Origin of the sequence: Clostridium sp. AM34-9AC (assembly GCF_003480225.1) — a bacterium.
GTDB classification, from domain to species: Bacteria; Bacillota; Clostridia; order Lachnospirales; family Lachnospiraceae; genus Acetatifactor; species Acetatifactor acetigignens.
In genome coordinates this window covers 93,158-107,636 of sequence record NZ_QUIU01000013.1, presented here as the reverse complement: position 1 = coordinate 107,636, position 14,479 = coordinate 93,158, and the positions used below count along the sequence as shown (strand labels likewise).

Below are 14,479 nucleotides of genomic sequence, written 5' to 3'. Positions count from 1 at the left end.
CTGGAGTGCTGACCAAAAGCGTTTTGTCTACAGTCTGAGCACTGTGTGTTTCCACACAGTGCCTTGTACTTTCTGTTATATAATCAGAAGATCCGTCGAACTGCCAATACCTTCTTGTAATCCGCATTAGATACGATGATACCGGTCTTGGCGGTAGATGCATGAACGATCTGGCCGTTACCGATATACAGTGCCACATGGCCGGAGTAACAGATCAGGTCACCTGCCTGTGCATTGGCAAGTCCGTCAACCGCAGAACCCTGGCTGCGGTCTCCAGAAGAGGAATGAGGCAGACTTACACCGAAGTTAGCATATACACTCATTACAAATCCGGAACAGTCGGTGCCGTTGGTCAGGCTGGATCCGCCGTATACATAGGGGTTACCAACGAACTGTAATGCATAGTCGGCAACTGCGGTACCCATCTCGCTGTCTCCGCTGGCCGCATAAGTAACTGCGGGAGCGCTGCCGGAAGAGCCAGAACTCTTGCTGCTTGTGGCTGCCTTGGCTGCCGCTGCGGCACGTGCTCTTTCTCTCTCTTCTTTCTCCTTTGCCAGACGCTTTGCTTCTTCCTCTTTGGATTCTGCTTCTACGAATTCCGTATGCAGGGAAACAAATTCTGTAGAGACCCATCCAAGACCTTCCTCGGTATCTACCTGTACCCAGCCATCGGTCTCATCGGATACTACCAGATCGTCCTCCAGAGGAACCAGACCCAGCACCGATGCTTCCAGCGAAGGCTCGGTACGAACTTTCAATGTGGTGGTGTTAACGGTTGCCAGTCGGGTTCCTACCTTCTTGGCAAGTTCTACTGCTTCGTCGCCAGTCACACAGTACTCGGCTTTTACATAACCGGTTACGGAACCGGAAGAAATCTGATACCAGCCGTTCTCTTCGGAAATGAAGAGGCCAACGGAATCGTCATACAATTTACCGACGATCTCACCTTCCTCACTGGGCAGGCTTCTTACATTTACATAATCATTCACCTGTGCGATTACCAGATTCTTGAAGGACTCCTCCTCAGATGCTTCCGGGGTAGTATCCATCTGATCGTCACGGATCACAGTCTCAATAATGCTTTCAATCTGTTTCGTGCTGTTGGTACCTGTGGAAAGGCTCTCCAGCTTGTTGCCCTTTGCCAGGGTCAGCTCGATACCGCCGCTGGGCAGTACAGATGAAGATGCTGCTGCATTTGCAGTGATATTCATTCCGGAAAAAGCCATAACCGCTGCCATGGTGCAAACGGTAATTTTTACAGATTTACGAACCATTCTATCCTCCTGAAACTCTTGGAGCTGTCTCAATTTCTTAACTTATTTCTTTACATTTTCAAATCATTTGTTACGAATTTGTTACATCCGTTAACAAATATATCACGCGAACTCCCATTTGTCAATATAGTGAATTAATTGTCAATGTTGTCAAAAATTCCCATTTCATGCGGGTTTGCGGTGTTTTTACATAAAAAGAGCCACCATCCAGGTGACTCTTTTCTTTAAATATTCTTCGGTTTTCTTCCGAATTTCTTAATGAATCTATTACTAATCTGTGTCTGTTAACGAAAACGGTTGCAGTAATTTCCCGCGCTGACTGCTGCATTGGCACCGTCTGCCACCGCTGTTACGACCTGGCGCAGAGGTTTCTTACGGATATCTCCGGCCACATAAATGCCGGGGCGGCCGGTCTCTCCGGTCTCATCCGCAGGGATATAACCGTCTTCCCCGACTGCTACCAGTTCCCGCAGCAGTTCCGTGTTGGGATGGATGCCTACAGCGATAAAGATGCCTGCTGCCTCCAGATCTTTTTCCGCTTCTGTCTTCACATTTTTGATACGCAGCTTTTCCACCATGTCCTCGCCACAGATTTCTGTAACCACATGGTCATAGAGAATCTCCACATTAGGGAGACTCTTTAATTCCTCCTGCAATACCATAGCCCCCCGCAGACTATCTCTTCTGTGGATCAGATACACCTTTTCGCAGGTTCTTGCCAGATAGATGGCATCTTCCAGTGCCACGTCACCGCCGCCGACCACAGCCACCGTTCTGCCCCGGAAAAAGGCACCGTCACAGGTAGCACAGTAGGATACCCCCATGCCGTTCAATTCTTCCTCGCCGGGTACTCCTAATCTGGCATGTTCCGCACCGGTGGCAAAGATCACCGTACGGGTCTCCAGTTCCTGGTTGCCCGCATAGACGCATTTGTAATCGCCTCGTTCTTCCACACTGTGTACCGTAGCCTCCAGGAACTCCGCTCCCAGTTTCTCTGCATGATGCCGGAACGTCATTCCCATATCGAATCCACTGATGCCGGGAAGTCCCAGATAGTTATCCACCTCATAGGTATTGAGGATCTGACCGCCGCTCATGGGCTTTTCTTCTATAATAAGTAGATTCAGTCCCGCTCTCTTACCATAGACTGCAGCTGACAGCCCTGCGGGACCGGAGCCGATAATGATCAAATCATACATAATTTTTACTCTCCTTTTGTCCAGTGTAGCAGTTCCCCTATGGAAAAGCAAGTCCATCTATGCTACACTCGTTTTACAGGTTTTTAGCATCCGGCACTGTTTTATCTCCAAAGGGTGCCGTAGAATTCAGAAAGGATACTTTACATGAATACAATAAAGAACGCACCGTTGGCTCTTGTCACCGGTGCCTCCCGCGGCATCGGTAAGGCCATCGCAGAAGCCCTGGCCGAAGCCGGCTACCATCTGATCCTCACCTGTAGCCATACCTTGCCAGACCTTCAGGAAGTGGCTGCCTGTTTAGAAGAAAAATATGGCATCACCTGCACCGCCATGGCTGCGGACGCATCGGAACCCGCTGCCATCAAAAAAATTTTTGCCTCCCTGGACCATCTGGATGTACTGGTCAACAACGCCGGAATCTCTTACATTGGTCTGCTCACGGATATGAGTGTCGAAGAATGGCAGCATGTCCTGAATACGAACCTGAGCTCCTGCTTCTACACCAGCCGTCTGGCAGTGCCTCTGATGCTGCTGAAGCACAGCGGACGCATTATCAATATTTCCTCCGTCTGGGGAAATGTGGGAGCTTCCATGGAAGTGGCTTACTCCGCCTCCAAGGGTGGTGTGAACAGCTTCACCAAAGCACTGGCCAAGGAGCTGGCTCCCAGTAATATCCAGGTCAACGCCATCTCCTGCGGTGTTATTGATACTGCCATGAACCACTGCTTCTCCCCCGAGGAAATGAACGCCCTCCGGGAAGAGATTCCCGCCGACCGTCTGGGCCAGCCGGAGGAAGTCGCAAAACTTGTCCTCCAGCTCATCCAGGCGCCAACCTATCTCACCGGACAGATCCTTACTCTTGACGGAGGCTGGCAATAACACTCTCCACCGATTCTCCCGGTACCAGTGATGCCACGATCCGCTCCATCTCTTCTTTGGATCCAGCATCCCGGCACCGGAGGATCAGATGTTCCTTCTCCGTCTCTGTCAGTGCCGCATAGCCTTGCATGGCCTGTTCATTCATCGCCAGCGCCATGCCGAATCCTACCGGCAGTTCATTCAAGGGAAACGCTTCTGTTCCGCCGCTTCCCCCAGTCAATCCATCCATTGCAAACTCCTTTCCCGCGTTCTGCGAAGATGCCTCATTTTACAGGCATCCTGTTTTTGCATAACAATCGTGCACTTGATCGATAACATAATTTTGCATATGTTATCGATCAAGTGCTACTGTTTAGTCTGTGCAGGAGGAATCTGCGATATACAAAACGAAAACTTGGTTTCTGTCTGTCAGGTATCCAACATTATTTTCCGGCAAGATATTCTCTCATATGTTCTCTGATATGCTCGAACTGTTTTCTCGTATGAGAATTTTTCGACTCAAAATTCATCAGTCGATCCAGATACCCCTGTCTCTTCACAATACGGCAGCTCTCGGGATAGACCAGCTCGTACACCAGTGAAATATGTCCCACCACATTATCCACCGCTGTTTTCTTCAGGGAACGCAGCACAGCGTGCTCCTCATCAAAGCTCTGCAACACTTCCGGTGTCACTTCCTCCTGATATAATACCTCGGTGTCCACATTGTAGATCTCTTCCAGAGGGAATTCCACATTGACCTTCAAGATATCAATCTTATCCGCATCCCGTAAGATATGGCAGAACATTGCCGTACGTTCGTCCAGTCCCTCCGGAATCCGGTAGGCGCTGTGATAAAACACCGCCGTCCACAGAAGTTCATCGTAGGAAGCATCTTCTACGAAATCCCGGATACTGATTCCGGCATCTGCCTGAATTTCCTCGGGCAGGCTTTCTTCGCTTCCGGAAGCAAGTCCGTGTTTCTCTTCCCAGACCTTACCAAATAAAATCCTTGCTCCGTATTTCGCATGATCGATGGAATCTGCATCGGTGAAGGTACCATATACCCGCTGCTGTTCAAAGCGTCCCACATCATGGAGCAGTCCGGTCAGCCACGCAATGTCCACCTCTTCCTCCGGAAGGTCCAGAGATCTGGCGATCTGCTGACACAATCCGCAGACCCGGTAGGTGTGTTCTATTTTCAGGCGGATCATGTCCCGGCTGCTGTCATAACGGTCCGTGTATTCCTGAAATGCTGCCAGTGCTTTTTCTCTGTTGATCTTCATTGTTCGTTGCCTCTTTTGCCTCTTATCTCTTATATCATGTTTCATGACTCATGACCTGTTCGGTTTTTTCAAATCCATTCCTTCTTATCTGATGGTTTTTGTCTCTGTCAGGCCTTTTTCTCTGTCGACGATACATAGGCCAGCTTGTATACCGCTACACAAATCACTGCAACCACCATCAGCAATCCCAGCTCCAATGCCCATGTAGGAATCGTGGAGGCACACACCACAGTCAGAAAGTCCACTGTAAAATGCAGTCCGAAGGCTGCTGCCAAATGCAACTTTCTGCCTGTCTTCACCGCACTGTATACAAGAATCGACAACGCGATCTGCAGGGCGATCGCACTGATCCGCTCCACCGGTGCGAGGTAGAACTGGTAAGCCGGCGTGGTCCAGAGAACAGAGAGCTGATGGTAGGTTACCTCCTGTTGTGCGGGCTCCAATGCCGTCATAGTCTTCTCCATCAGGCCACCGTTAATCATGGCTGCGGTAAGGAGATTGCTCATAGAAGACATACCAAGGATCAGAAAAGCCTCAATGCCGCCATGTCCGGCGCCGTACATCAATGCATTTTCCCGGGTAAGGTGTTTTTTCAGGCAGAATTTCATGGCGATCCACCGGCCGCACTCCTCAAAAAGTGCTGCTGCAAGCCCACCGTAAATCGCATACAGCCAGATATTGTCCCGGATCACGTCTCCGGTCACCGTCAGCACAATGGCATGACAGATCTGCTCTAAGATCATGGCAAAGCCCACGAAGATACCGCAGCCGATGAAAAATGCCGGCACCCACGCCTTTGTCTTCTTATAGATAAAGATACCTAAAAATATGGGTAAACTCACGGATAATAGCAGAGATATCACCATTCCCAACATGCTTGCACCGCTTACGGTTCCCCAGATCATTGCTGTTTCCGTTACACTCTCAACTGCCATATATTCTCCTATCTGAGCGCCACGGGACGCTCTGCGCACTTGTTATTTCACCGTCTGCTGCCGTTTATATTCACCGTTCCCTCTTGTAAGATCCTCCGGAAAAAAGTAAGAAAACCTTCCTCTACCGCCACCCGGTCAACCGCTGTCTCAGGCAGATCATAGAAATATTTTCCGGTTCCGGGATCCAGGGAAATGCTGTCCAGCGGAAACCCCTCTCTGCGGATGCTGCTATGGGGTACATCCGTCAGCCAGAATTTCTCACTTTCCATGTCAGGCTCCATCGCCTCATATACATGTTCCTCATCCTGCACATAGCAGATAGCATTGCGGTATTTTGCCGTAAGCCTTCCATAGCGTTTGACCAGTCCGATATAGTGCTCCAGCATCTGCTCATCCGTCAGATACACACCATTCACCGTACGCACATGTACCCCGGGCTGGACCGCCTCCGGGACATCTTCAAAATACAACCCGGAATCACAGGAAAATACAGGCATACGAAAAGCTTCATAATAAGCATGGACCTTCTGCCTGGCATTCTCCAGAGGCGTATTGCCTGTCTCCGGGACATCGGGAATTTTCATCCCCTGTGCCCGCAGATCCTGCAGACTGATCAGTTCAATGCCAAGTCCGGCTATGCGGTTCTGCATGGCAGCTGCCTTGGCTGGATTGCCGGTACCGTATAACAGTTTCATAAGCAATGTCCTGCTTCCTTTCCGGTCAGATCAGTGCCGGTGTCTGTGCCAGGACAGAGATAATCGCAATCGCCGCCAAAATCACAACAACTACCACTACTGCAACAATGATCTTCTTTTTCATATATGATACCTGCTCTTTCTAAACCTTTTATGTTTTTGCATTCCATGAACTAATGATGACATATTTCAAGGACATTTTCAAGGATTATGAAAATATTCGAGATGGCTCCACTTTCTCGCCCGGCCAGGATTTTCTGAGTGCCGCATAGGAAACCAGGAAATTGGCAAGCCAGCCGGCCGGCACGGCAAGCCAGACAAAGTCAATGCCAAAACGCGGTGCACAGATCAAAGCCACAGACAGGCGAATCGCAAGGTTTACCATATTGGCAATGAGGAATGGCCGCATGATTCCCAGTCCGCGAAGAACTCCATCGGTCGCCATTTTAATCCCCATGAAGATAAAGAAGTAACCAAGCCATCTCATATAATCTCCTGACACCTGATAGGCCAGAGCTGTTCCGTCTTTTCCAAGAAATAACGAGGAAATCTGCGTGTGCAGCGTTTCAATGACAAGGAAGGCAAGTGCCGCAAAGCACACGTCCAACAACAATGCCGCATGATAGCCTTTTTTGATGCGTTCGGTTCTGCCTGCCCCAAGGTTCTGGGAAACATACGGCGAAACTGCATTGCCGATGGACACGAAGATCAGGGAAAAAACATTCTCCACCCGCATCGTCGCCGCATATCCTGCAAGTGCCTGTGTGCCGAAGGGATTTACCACTGCCTGTACGATCATCATACCGATCGACACGGTAGACTGCTGCAAGACCGAGGGCACTGCGATCCGAAGCATCGAGCGCAGCTTGCGCCCGTCAAACCACTGAAACGGGCTTTGGTATCGCCGCATCCGGTATAAGAAAATCAAAAGTGAAAAAACAGCGGAAATTCCCTGGGCAATCAGGGTTGCAAGCGCTGCACCGAATACACCAAGCCCCAGACCGGCTACCATCCAAAGATCCATCACAATATTCAGGATGGATGAAAAGATCAGCAGTCCCAGCGGAATTTTTGATTCACCGATGGAAGTGAACATAGTGGAGAGAATATTGTACATGAATAAAAACGGAAAACCCACAAAATAGACCCGCAAGTACAGTACCGCTTCGTCCAGAATATCGGCAGGGGTCTGCAACCCGCTCATCATCGCATTGGAAAAGCAAAAGCCAAAGACACCAAGGAGGATGCTCAGAAGCAAAAAGCTGATCAGTGACGTAGACACAATGGTTTTCATTTTGCCATACTCTTTTGCGCCGAAATAGCGGCTCACAAGCACACCAGCACCGACACCGGCACCCAGTGCCACACAAATGAAAACATTCGTCAGGGCTGCACAGGCACCCACCGCTGCCAGTGCAGAGGAACCCACAAACTGACCGACGATAATGGAGTCAGCCATATTGTATACCTGCTGAAAAAAGCTGCCGAGAATCATCGGCATTGCAAAAACCGTCAGCGCTTTCAGCGGTGCATCGGTAATCAAATACTCATCTTTTGACATGATCATATTCCTCCACAGTTCCTTCAGCATTCTTCCATGGCTTCTTCAACTCGTTCATCTGCATCTTCTGGAAGTTGGATGGCATCCAGCTTTCGCGTGAAAAGTTCAATCATCGCAGGATACTGATTTGTAATTGGGTGACTAAACCGATAAAACTGCGGCACACCTTCTTTCTTTATATGCAGCAATCCCATTTCTTCAAGCTGTTTCGATGCCCTTGATATAGAAGCAGGTGTCAGTTCCAAGTTCTTCGCGGCTTGACTTGTAGATAGTTCCTGTTCGCCTCCAATCTTAACTCTTTTTGAGTTAAGATACAATATTTGAGTTAAGAACAGTTGAAAATCAACATTATCAAATATTATTTTTACGCAAAAAAAACCGATGCAACATGAGCATTACACCCACACTGCACCGGAACTTGTTTTTTGCATCCGTTTCCAGAATCACCGGCACGCCCAGCCGGTTGCCCTCGGCAAAGGCAACATCCAGCACCTTTCGCATATAGCCCTGCCGCTGATATTTCTCCCGCACACAGACAAGCCCAACGAAAATGTAGGGCTTCCTTTCCTTGTCCATGCGGTCTTGCAGGGAAGCCCCTCCCCGCTTGATAACGATACCAAACTGCAGAAGGCGCTTCATGTCCGATACTGCTTTTGCGGCATACCAATATGCCGCCCACTATTATCTGACCTTCATGCAGAAATCACAGCGGTCATTTCCACGCCCCAGCGTCATGCTTCTCTCCCAGATCAGCTTCGGATGCAGCCCGGTATAGCTGATGTCATCACTGTCGCAAAAGCAGCAGCACAGCTCCGGGCAGCCGTATTCTGTGCAGGTGTCATGATAGGGACACTTCATCATATCCACACGCCAGACGCCGTTACCGGTCTGCAGTTCTTTTGGGGCAAAGCCCGCCGCCGGGCCGAAAACGCTCCGGGTGGATTTGACAAAAATGCCGGGAACAAGGCGGTAAAGCCCCGGTATGTGCAGCAGGGCGGCAAGCTGTTTGTGGCTCGTTCTCGCCAAGCGCTCCACATAGTCGTGAACGGTTTGCAGTGCCTCCTCTTTCGGCATGACCCGCTGCAAGGTCTCGTAGGCCGCAATGCCCGGCAGGATCTGCCGCTTGAGGTGGTATTGCTTTTCCTTGCTTGCATCTGCATTTTCAGCCAGCAGCGCACTCAGGCGCATATCGAAAGCGGTGTTCAGTTCCTTTGCCCGCGCGGGAAAGCGCTGTGCCGCAGTCTCCCGGAAATCACGGGAAAGATAGGTTTCCTTCCTCTTCATCGTCCGTTACCCTTTCTTTTTGTATCCGCAGTCGCAGTAGGGCCCGCCGGAGGCAAGGGTGTACTGCCGCACAAAATTTGTCACGCCGCCCGCTTCGCTCATGGTGTAGTCCAGACGGCATAAAGCAGGGGTCAGGTCGTACAGCCCCAGCTCCTTCATCAGCACACAGATGCCGCACTTGGTAAAGCGTCCCTCGTAGCCGCTGCCATCCGGGTATTCGTAAAACTCCATGTTCCACGAATAGGGGTTGCGGTCGGCGGCTTTCAGAGCGGCAGTGGCTTTCATGGCAGCGATATCCTTTGCGGTGAACTTGCTTTTTCCGCTCTTACGGCAGAACCACTGCATGGGTGCTGTCATCATCGCCTTTGCGTAGTAATCCGTCAGGCGGTCTACCGCCGGGCGCTGCGGCATGGAGAGAATGAACGCGCCGAGCATTGCGCAGTTGACGATGTTCATCTTGAAGCGGTCCGATTTTTCAAACTCCGGCAGGTCTGCAATGATTGCTTTGTACTTCGGCTTTGCTTTTTTCGTGATCGCTTGTGCCGCATCGGCATCATAGCCGAACACCGCCGTCAACTGCTTTTGGAATGAGCCTGCAAACAACGCCCACATTCCCATTGGCATACCCATGTATTTCATTGCACTGCCTCCTTACATTCTCCGCATTTTGCCTTCTCCCGCAGCAACACCAGCCCCAATACCAAAACCAGCAGGTGTCCAGCGGATTCCGTGCCGTGATCGATCTGATCCAGCGGCCACGGCAGAAGCGTGAAGAGATTTCCCACAATCCCCGTAAAAACGATGGGGTTGCAGAAGGATGCCAATATCCGCTGTGCTGTGTTTTTCAGCGGGAGCATCCTTTTCCAGATCATAACGAGCATCACGACGGAAAGAAGTACATCACACAGGATATATGCTGCCAGCAGCGGCGCGGCGTTGCAGTAAAACACCTTGTTGGCAATTTCAGCTGCCGCCTGCATATCGCCGTATTTCTCAAAGGTAAACTTGAAGATCAGCGCCACATTCATGAACATAGCATGAACATAGCCCCAGCAGACCGTGCCGGTGAGATAGGCGATTTGAAACAGCTTGACCCATTTCTGCTGCTTCGGTTGGGTGAGGCGTTGCTTCAAAAGCTTCCACATCTGGTGAAAACCGATGTAATAGAGTGCCGTTCCGAGAACACCGCAGATGATGCTGACCACCATGCGCCATGTTGCCATATCAAGATAGGCGACCTTGACCATCAGCCCAATGGATTCTGTGCTTTGGCTTTTCCCGGTCGCCGCAAATAAAAAGTCGCCGATCACATATAAAAGGCATCCAATCATACCTGCGATGAGTGCTCGTTTTTCTTTGCTCATTTTCATCGCTTGCCTCCAAATCCGATCTTCACGATCTGCATTTTCATCATGCCGTCACCGACCCTTGCATGAAAAACAAAACAGCGGGAGCATTCCGATTTCCCAATGTCTTAAACTTCATTGTCTCTCCTTTCCTCAGTGAATAAAAGCCGTCATAAGGACCGCCAACACCGCTGCTATACCTGCCATACCCACCGTGCCGAAAAGCCACTTTTTCCGCTTGTCTTTTGCAGTAATGTAGGGCTTCAGATCTTCTGTTCCGGGAATCGTCCATGCGTTCGTGTGCCCCACCCAGTAGCCATCGATCAAAAAGCGGTCAATGAGATTCATAACGGACAAGATGACAAGCAGCTGCCAGAAGCCCGCCGCAAAGCCTTTCGCACCGTTTATCCCATAGACACAGACCAGCACATAACCAATATAGCCGGGAATACAAACAGCTTTGAAAAGTTGAGAATTGCGCTTGATTTTCTCGTGTGTCGTAAGTCCCAGCTTCACGCACCGCTGCTGCACTGCCGGGCTGTAGAGATGCACCATCCCAACAGCCCCCTTGCGGATGCCCACAGCACAGACAAGAGCCAGCAAAGCCCCCAACCCAAGACCTTCCAGAATCACCTGTAAAAGCATTACTTATTCCTCCTGTATCCGTTTTCATCCCGGTATTCGGGATGTTCCTTTACGTATGGATCCTTATCGCCGCAGATGGTATAGTCGCATCGGCAGCCGTCCACGCAGGTGGTCGTCCGCACGAGCTTTGCATGGAGCAGTTCCATGGACGCATAGTCCACATTGCACAGGGCGGGCATAATGTCCGCAAATCCGAACCGCTTAGCAAATTCCGCCGCCGGACACGCCGTAAATTCATAATAGATGGGCTTGCTGTTTTCGTAAGGTGCAACATCCATCTCGTAATCATGCCATGTGTCACAGTGCTTTTGAGCGGTACTGAATGCCCGATACATCAGCTTTTTCCAGAATGGCTTGTTGCCGCCTGTCAGCCGATAGGCACTGCGAATGGCTTCTTTTCGCTCCATGTTTCTTCCTCCAGATACCAATAATCATATGGCCGTTTCCGGCATCATTTTTTCAAAATATCCGTAATTTTCTTGAAATCCTCGCGCGCCTCCTTGAATATTGGTAGCATACAGTAGCAATGCACCATCTTCGGGCGGGCGGACACTGTATAGGGAACCTTAGCGCGTTTGCAGGCCTCCTCAAAGTCTGGCAACGCACCGTATAGCACCTCATCCGCAGAATAGAAGAAGTGAATATCGCCAACGCCGGTAAAATCCCCCCGGGAGCCGGAGAGCATATAGTCCGGCACATTCTTACAGCCATGCCGCATAAACTTTTCCACCGTCACCATAAAGGCATAATCGATGGAAACGTCTCTCTCATTCAATGCCTTCATCCGCGATTTTTCGCCATCGTTCCATGGCACTTCGCCGGGTGATACGGCAACGATATGCCGTGGCTGCGGCAATGGCTCCGGCTGCGCATTATTGTGCGCTGCGATTCCAAGAGCCAGTGCGCCGCCGGAGGAAAAGCCACTGGTGCTGACATTTCCACCGCCGTACAATTCGAGCATTCTGCGGTAGCATTCATAGACCATTTCGTAGGTTTCGGTGATACAATGCTCCATGCAGAGCGGGTAGAACGGAAACCACACATCGCAGCCGGTCTCACGGCACAGCTTACGCATGACTGGCAGATCGCCCTTGTCCGGGCCGATCACCATACCGCCGCCGAAGAAATAGAGGATGGCGCGCTTTGACGGATTCGGATTTTCACGTACGATCAGGCATGGAAAGCCGTTGACTGTAATCGTCTCATAATATGCCTTGTGGTCGGTCGGCGTAAAAACGCCTCGATGTCGGTTCTGCTTTTCAATTTCCTTTCGCAGTTCGTTCTCTGGCAATGTGAAAGACTTTTTCACTCCGGAGAGTCTATACACTGCCCGCAGGATGGATGCAAAAATGCTCATGGCTTTTTTTCCTCTCATTTCCGCGCTGTAACGCACAGCCACCCCTTTTTGTTTTTGTGGCTCTGGATCTTACAAAATCCTGCTTGCTCCAGATATGCTTTCAGTGCAGTGTCCGTGTAGATGGTCATACCATTGATAATTTGTGTCCATTTGTCATCTTTTGCTGTTTCGCCGTTTGCTTCATTGCAGATGAAAAAGATCCCGCCGGGCTTCAGCACCCGATAGACCTCTCTGAAATTCTGTGCAAGCTCCGGCCAGAAGTAGACCGTTTCAAAGGCGGTCGCCACATCGAACTGCTCCGCTTCAAACGGCAGCTCTGTCACGCTTGCCTGTTGCACGTTGCACCGTCCTGCCGCAATGGCTCTGGCATTGACTTTTCGCGCTTTTTCCACGCTGACGGCTGAGTAGTCGATGCCCTGCACCCTGCCTTTGGGACACAGTTTCAACAGCGTTTTAATGTTCGCTCCACCGCCGCAGCCGCAGTCCAGTACCATGGCATCCGGGGCAGGCTGCAAAAATTGAAGTCCCCACGCTGCCATTGCGCTGTGTCCGAAGTTCATCATGGCAACCATGATCTTCCCGCCAAGTCCTACGGGCTTTCGGGTGTTTTCAAAGAATGACATATCACACCTCCGATTTCACACATTCTGCATAGGTCAGTGGGAAGGACGCTTTCAGCACAGCACTTTTTCGCACCCTCCACCCGTTCTGCCGCAGAAAACTCAGATACTCCTCACTCGTCCACCTGCTATGCAGAGGGAATCCTACCAATCTCATAAAATAGGCTTTGATCCTTCCTCTAAGTGAATTTTCCGCGTGCGTAAAGGTTGGCGCGATCAACACACCATCGTCCTTCAGCACCCGTTTGATCTCTCGCAGTGATTTCTCTGGCTGCGACACGATGTGCAATGCGTTGGATACGATCACCACATCAAATGAATTGCCTGCGTATGGCAAAGAAAACATATCCTGCACGGAAAAATGCAGCTTCGCAGAGCAATTTCCCCGCTTGGCTTCTGCAATCATTTTTGGAGAGGCGTCCGTCGCCTCAATGCATGCCGCTACTTTTACGATATGCTTGGCGATCAGTCCCGTTCCTGTAGCCAACTCCAGCACTGTTTTGTCTTTCACGACCGGACGGATCAGCTCATATATTTTTTCGTATGCTGCCCTGTCTTTTCGCATAAAGCAGTCATACAGACCTGCATTTCTGTCCCAGAAATTCTTGTGATCTCGCATTGCCGTCTCCCTTTTATAGTTAGACCACTCTAACCAGCACGCGCAGATCTGCAAGTTAGGTTCGGTTAACTCGTGTGTTTAAGAAAAGCCGCATTTCTGCGGCCTTTCGCCTTATTAAATAACTTCCTCCATGCACTGCACACCAGCGTTTTCAGCCACTGAGGATAACGATTCTCAATCTGCTCCTTGTGGAAACAGCCAAAATCTATTTTTTGCACCGTTGCGGTAGCCTTTGTTTTTTGTCTATATTATACCGTGCTTGCTTCTGATTTGCAATGGTATAGTATTCTATTTTGTAAACTTCCTCTGTCACATCTACAAAAAAGTCTGTTATATATACATCAGGATAAAGTTCCCGAAGGTTAATTTTCTTCATTATGTACCTCCATTTCGATTCACGGGTGATTGACGGGTGAATCGAATGGAGGCGGAGACCGACACCGGCAGACAACCGGGTCATCTCCGAAAAAATGGCAACAAAAAACGCCAGATTTCCGTGAGGGAAAACTGGCGCGCCAAGAACAGTCATTATTATACTGAATTACATGGAACGATAATGCCGATGCAATGTTATACTTGCCCGGAGGAGGAGCAATGCTTTTTTTTACTGATGTAGATCATGTGAGCTTTGAAAAAGCAAACGAGACACGGCAAAATAACCTCCAATCGGCTACCGTGTCCCTGCAAGTCGTCATTGGTTTGTGTAGACGCAAAGAAACGGCGGCTCTGAAAATCAAAGCCGCCGAAATAGAATAGGCGCGTGAAAATATGGCTGCTCTGCGACGGCTTTTTTTCTTTGC

Annotated in this window: 19 protein-coding genes and 1 pseudogene; 2 read left to right on the top strand and 18 right to left on the bottom strand. The window is 50.1% G+C overall.

Annotation, left to right across the window (positions count from 1 at the left end; translation table 11 throughout):
- Positions 1 to 83 precede the first annotated feature (83 nt).
- The gene (locus DW835_RS09765; protein ID WP_118731054.1) at positions 84 to 1,274 is read right to left on the bottom strand and encodes a C40 family peptidase; all 1,191 of its coding nucleotides are present in this window, start codon (positions 1,272 to 1,274) and stop codon (positions 84 to 86) included.
- 284 nt (positions 1,275 to 1,558) lie between these two features.
- Positions 1,559 to 2,473 (bottom strand): thioredoxin-disulfide reductase, encoded by a 915-nt coding sequence (trxB, locus tag DW835_RS09760; protein WP_117465499.1) that lies wholly within the window; start codon positions 2,471 to 2,473, stop codon positions 1,559 to 1,561.
- A 144-nt stretch (positions 2,474 to 2,617) separates the two neighbouring features.
- On the opposite strand from trxB, the gene DW835_RS09755 reads away from it, so the two are divergent.
- Positions 2,618 to 3,352, top strand: coding sequence for an SDR family NAD(P)-dependent oxidoreductase (locus DW835_RS09755; protein ID WP_118731053.1), 735 nt, complete (start codon positions 2,618 to 2,620; stop codon positions 3,350 to 3,352).
- Here the strand turns inward: DW835_RS09755 and DW835_RS09750 are convergent.
- The 16 genes and pseudogenes from DW835_RS09750 to DW835_RS18415 form a co-directional block, all read right to left on the bottom strand.
- Complete coding sequence (locus DW835_RS09750; protein ID WP_117465498.1) at positions 3,327 to 3,581, bottom strand: hypothetical protein; 255 nt, start codon at positions 3,579 to 3,581, stop codon at positions 3,327 to 3,329. The genes DW835_RS09755 and DW835_RS09750 overlap by 26 nt on opposite strands.
- A gap of 193 nt (positions 3,582 to 3,774) precedes the next feature.
- Positions 3,775 to 4,617 carry an HD domain-containing protein gene (locus DW835_RS09745; RefSeq protein ID WP_117568771.1) on the bottom strand — a complete coding sequence of 281 codons (843 nt, stop codon included), beginning with the start codon at positions 4,615 to 4,617 and terminating at the stop codon, positions 3,775 to 3,777.
- 107 nt (positions 4,618 to 4,724) lie between these two features.
- Positions 4,725 to 5,552 carry a YhfC family glutamic-type intramembrane protease gene (locus tag DW835_RS09740; RefSeq protein WP_117465495.1) on the bottom strand — a complete coding sequence of 276 codons (828 nt, stop codon included), beginning with the start codon at positions 5,550 to 5,552 and terminating at the stop codon, positions 4,725 to 4,727.
- 47 nt (positions 5,553 to 5,599) lie between these two features.
- Positions 5,600 to 6,247, bottom strand: coding sequence for a non-canonical purine NTP pyrophosphatase (locus DW835_RS09735; protein ID WP_117465494.1), 648 nt, complete (start codon positions 6,245 to 6,247; stop codon positions 5,600 to 5,602).
- A gap of 208 nt (positions 6,248 to 6,455) precedes the next feature.
- Positions 6,456 to 7,808, bottom strand: coding sequence for an MATE family efflux transporter (locus DW835_RS09730; RefSeq protein ID WP_118731061.1), 1,353 nt, complete (start codon positions 7,806 to 7,808; stop codon positions 6,456 to 6,458).
- A 23-nt stretch (positions 7,809 to 7,831) separates the two neighbouring features.
- The gene (locus tag DW835_RS18420; protein ID WP_243037121.1) at positions 7,832 to 8,053 is read right to left on the bottom strand and encodes a hypothetical protein; all 222 of its coding nucleotides are present in this window, start codon (positions 8,051 to 8,053) and stop codon (positions 7,832 to 7,834) included.
- 106 nt (positions 8,054 to 8,159) lie between these two features.
- A complete protein-coding gene (locus DW835_RS09720; RefSeq protein WP_182430292.1) occupies positions 8,160 to 8,447 on the bottom strand; it encodes a GNAT family N-acetyltransferase in 288 nt (95 codons plus the stop codon).
- 42 nt (positions 8,448 to 8,489) lie between these two features.
- Positions 8,490 to 9,092: an L-2-amino-thiazoline-4-carboxylic acid hydrolase gene (locus DW835_RS09715; RefSeq protein WP_118731052.1), complete on the bottom strand. Its 603-nt coding sequence runs from the start codon at positions 9,090 to 9,092 to the stop codon at positions 8,490 to 8,492.
- Positions 9,093 to 9,098: 6 nt separating this feature from the next.
- Positions 9,099 to 9,731: an L-2-amino-thiazoline-4-carboxylic acid hydrolase gene (locus tag DW835_RS09710; protein WP_117465491.1), complete on the bottom strand. Its 633-nt coding sequence runs from the start codon at positions 9,729 to 9,731 to the stop codon at positions 9,099 to 9,101.
- Positions 9,728 to 10,462, bottom strand: a complete 735-nt coding sequence (locus DW835_RS09705; protein ID WP_118551187.1) for a DUF6796 family protein — start codon at positions 10,460 to 10,462, stop codon at positions 9,728 to 9,730. The genes DW835_RS09710 and DW835_RS09705 overlap by 4 nt, the downstream gene beginning before the upstream one ends.
- Before the next feature lie 129 nt (positions 10,463 to 10,591).
- Positions 10,592 to 11,083 carry a hypothetical protein gene (locus DW835_RS09695; protein WP_118731051.1) on the bottom strand — a complete coding sequence of 164 codons (492 nt, stop codon included), beginning with the start codon at positions 11,081 to 11,083 and terminating at the stop codon, positions 10,592 to 10,594.
- Positions 11,083 to 11,490, bottom strand: coding sequence for an L-2-amino-thiazoline-4-carboxylic acid hydrolase (locus DW835_RS09690; protein ID WP_243037120.1), 408 nt, complete (start codon positions 11,488 to 11,490; stop codon positions 11,083 to 11,085). The genes DW835_RS09695 and DW835_RS09690 overlap by 1 nt, the downstream gene beginning before the upstream one ends.
- Before the next feature lie 44 nt (positions 11,491 to 11,534).
- Positions 11,535 to 12,458: an alpha/beta hydrolase gene (locus tag DW835_RS09685; protein WP_207665420.1), complete on the bottom strand. Its 924-nt coding sequence runs from the start codon at positions 12,456 to 12,458 to the stop codon at positions 11,535 to 11,537.
- Positions 12,455 to 13,063, bottom strand: a complete 609-nt coding sequence (locus DW835_RS09680; RefSeq protein ID WP_117568767.1) for a class I SAM-dependent methyltransferase — start codon at positions 13,061 to 13,063, stop codon at positions 12,455 to 12,457. Before DW835_RS09680 ends, DW835_RS09685 begins: the two co-directional genes overlap by 4 nt.
- A 1-nt stretch (position 13,064) precedes the next feature.
- Positions 13,065 to 13,679: a class I SAM-dependent methyltransferase gene (locus DW835_RS09675; protein WP_118731049.1), complete on the bottom strand. Its 615-nt coding sequence runs from the start codon at positions 13,677 to 13,679 to the stop codon at positions 13,065 to 13,067.
- 298 nt (positions 13,680 to 13,977) lie between these two features.
- Positions 13,978 to 14,139: pseudogene (locus DW835_RS18415) on the bottom strand (sigma-70 family RNA polymerase sigma factor); the annotation flags it as partial.
- A gap of 134 nt (positions 14,140 to 14,273) precedes the next feature.
- Here DW835_RS18415 and DW835_RS17985 point away from each other — a divergent pair.
- A complete protein-coding gene (locus tag DW835_RS17985; protein WP_182430290.1) occupies positions 14,274 to 14,435 on the top strand; it encodes a hypothetical protein in 162 nt (53 codons plus the stop codon).
- The last annotated feature ends 44 nt before the right edge of the window (positions 14,436 to 14,479 follow it).

Coding starts and splice junctions, on each gene's coding strand:
- DW835_RS09730 (WP_118731061.1), bottom strand. CDS start 7,808: ATGTCAAAAGATGAGTATTTGATTACCGATGCACCGCTGAAAGCGCTG.
- DW835_RS09755 (WP_118731053.1), top strand. CDS start 2,618: ATGAATACAATAAAGAACGCACCGTTGGCTCTTGTCACCGGTGCCTCC.
- DW835_RS09705 (WP_118551187.1), bottom strand. CDS start 10,462: ATGAAAATGAGCAAAGAAAAACGAGCACTCATCGCAGGTATGATTGGA.
- DW835_RS09765 (WP_118731054.1), bottom strand. CDS start 1,274: ATGGTTCGTAAATCTGTAAAAATTACCGTTTGCACCATGGCAGCGGTT.
- DW835_RS09690 (WP_243037120.1), bottom strand. CDS start 11,490: ATGGAGCGAAAAGAAGCCATTCGCAGTGCCTATCGGCTGACAGGCGGC.
- trxB (WP_117465499.1), bottom strand. CDS start 2,473: ATGTATGATTTGATCATTATCGGCTCCGGTCCCGCAGGGCTGTCAGCT.
- DW835_RS09685 (WP_207665420.1), bottom strand. CDS start 12,458: ATGAGAGGAAAAAAAGCCATGAGCATTTTTGCATCCATCCTGCGGGCA.
- DW835_RS09750 (WP_117465498.1), bottom strand. CDS start 3,581: ATGGATGGATTGACTGGGGGAAGCGGCGGAACAGAAGCGTTTCCCTTG.
- DW835_RS09695 (WP_118731051.1), bottom strand. CDS start 11,083: ATGCTTTTACAGGTGATTCTGGAAGGTCTTGGGTTGGGGGCTTTGCTG.
- DW835_RS09740 (WP_117465495.1), bottom strand. CDS start 5,552: ATGGCAGTTGAGAGTGTAACGGAAACAGCAATGATCTGGGGAACCGTA.
- DW835_RS09680 (WP_117568767.1), bottom strand. CDS start 13,063: ATGTCATTCTTTGAAAACACCCGAAAGCCCGTAGGACTTGGCGGGAAG.
- DW835_RS09715 (WP_118731052.1), bottom strand. CDS start 9,092: ATGAAGAGGAAGGAAACCTATCTTTCCCGTGATTTCCGGGAGACTGCG.
- DW835_RS09720 (WP_182430292.1), bottom strand. CDS start 8,447: ATGAAGCGCCTTCTGCAGTTTGGTATCGTTATCAAGCGGGGAGGGGCT.
- DW835_RS09675 (WP_118731049.1), bottom strand. CDS start 13,679: ATGCGAGATCACAAGAATTTCTGGGACAGAAATGCAGGTCTGTATGAC.
- DW835_RS09735 (WP_117465494.1), bottom strand. CDS start 6,247: ATGAAACTGTTATACGGTACCGGCAATCCAGCCAAGGCAGCTGCCATG.
- DW835_RS09710 (WP_117465491.1), bottom strand. CDS start 9,731: ATGAAATACATGGGTATGCCAATGGGAATGTGGGCGTTGTTTGCAGGC.
- DW835_RS09745 (WP_117568771.1), bottom strand. CDS start 4,617: ATGAAGATCAACAGAGAAAAAGCACTGGCAGCATTTCAGGAATACACG.
- DW835_RS17985 (WP_182430290.1), top strand. CDS start 14,274: ATGCTTTTTTTTACTGATGTAGATCATGTGAGCTTTGAAAAAGCAAAC.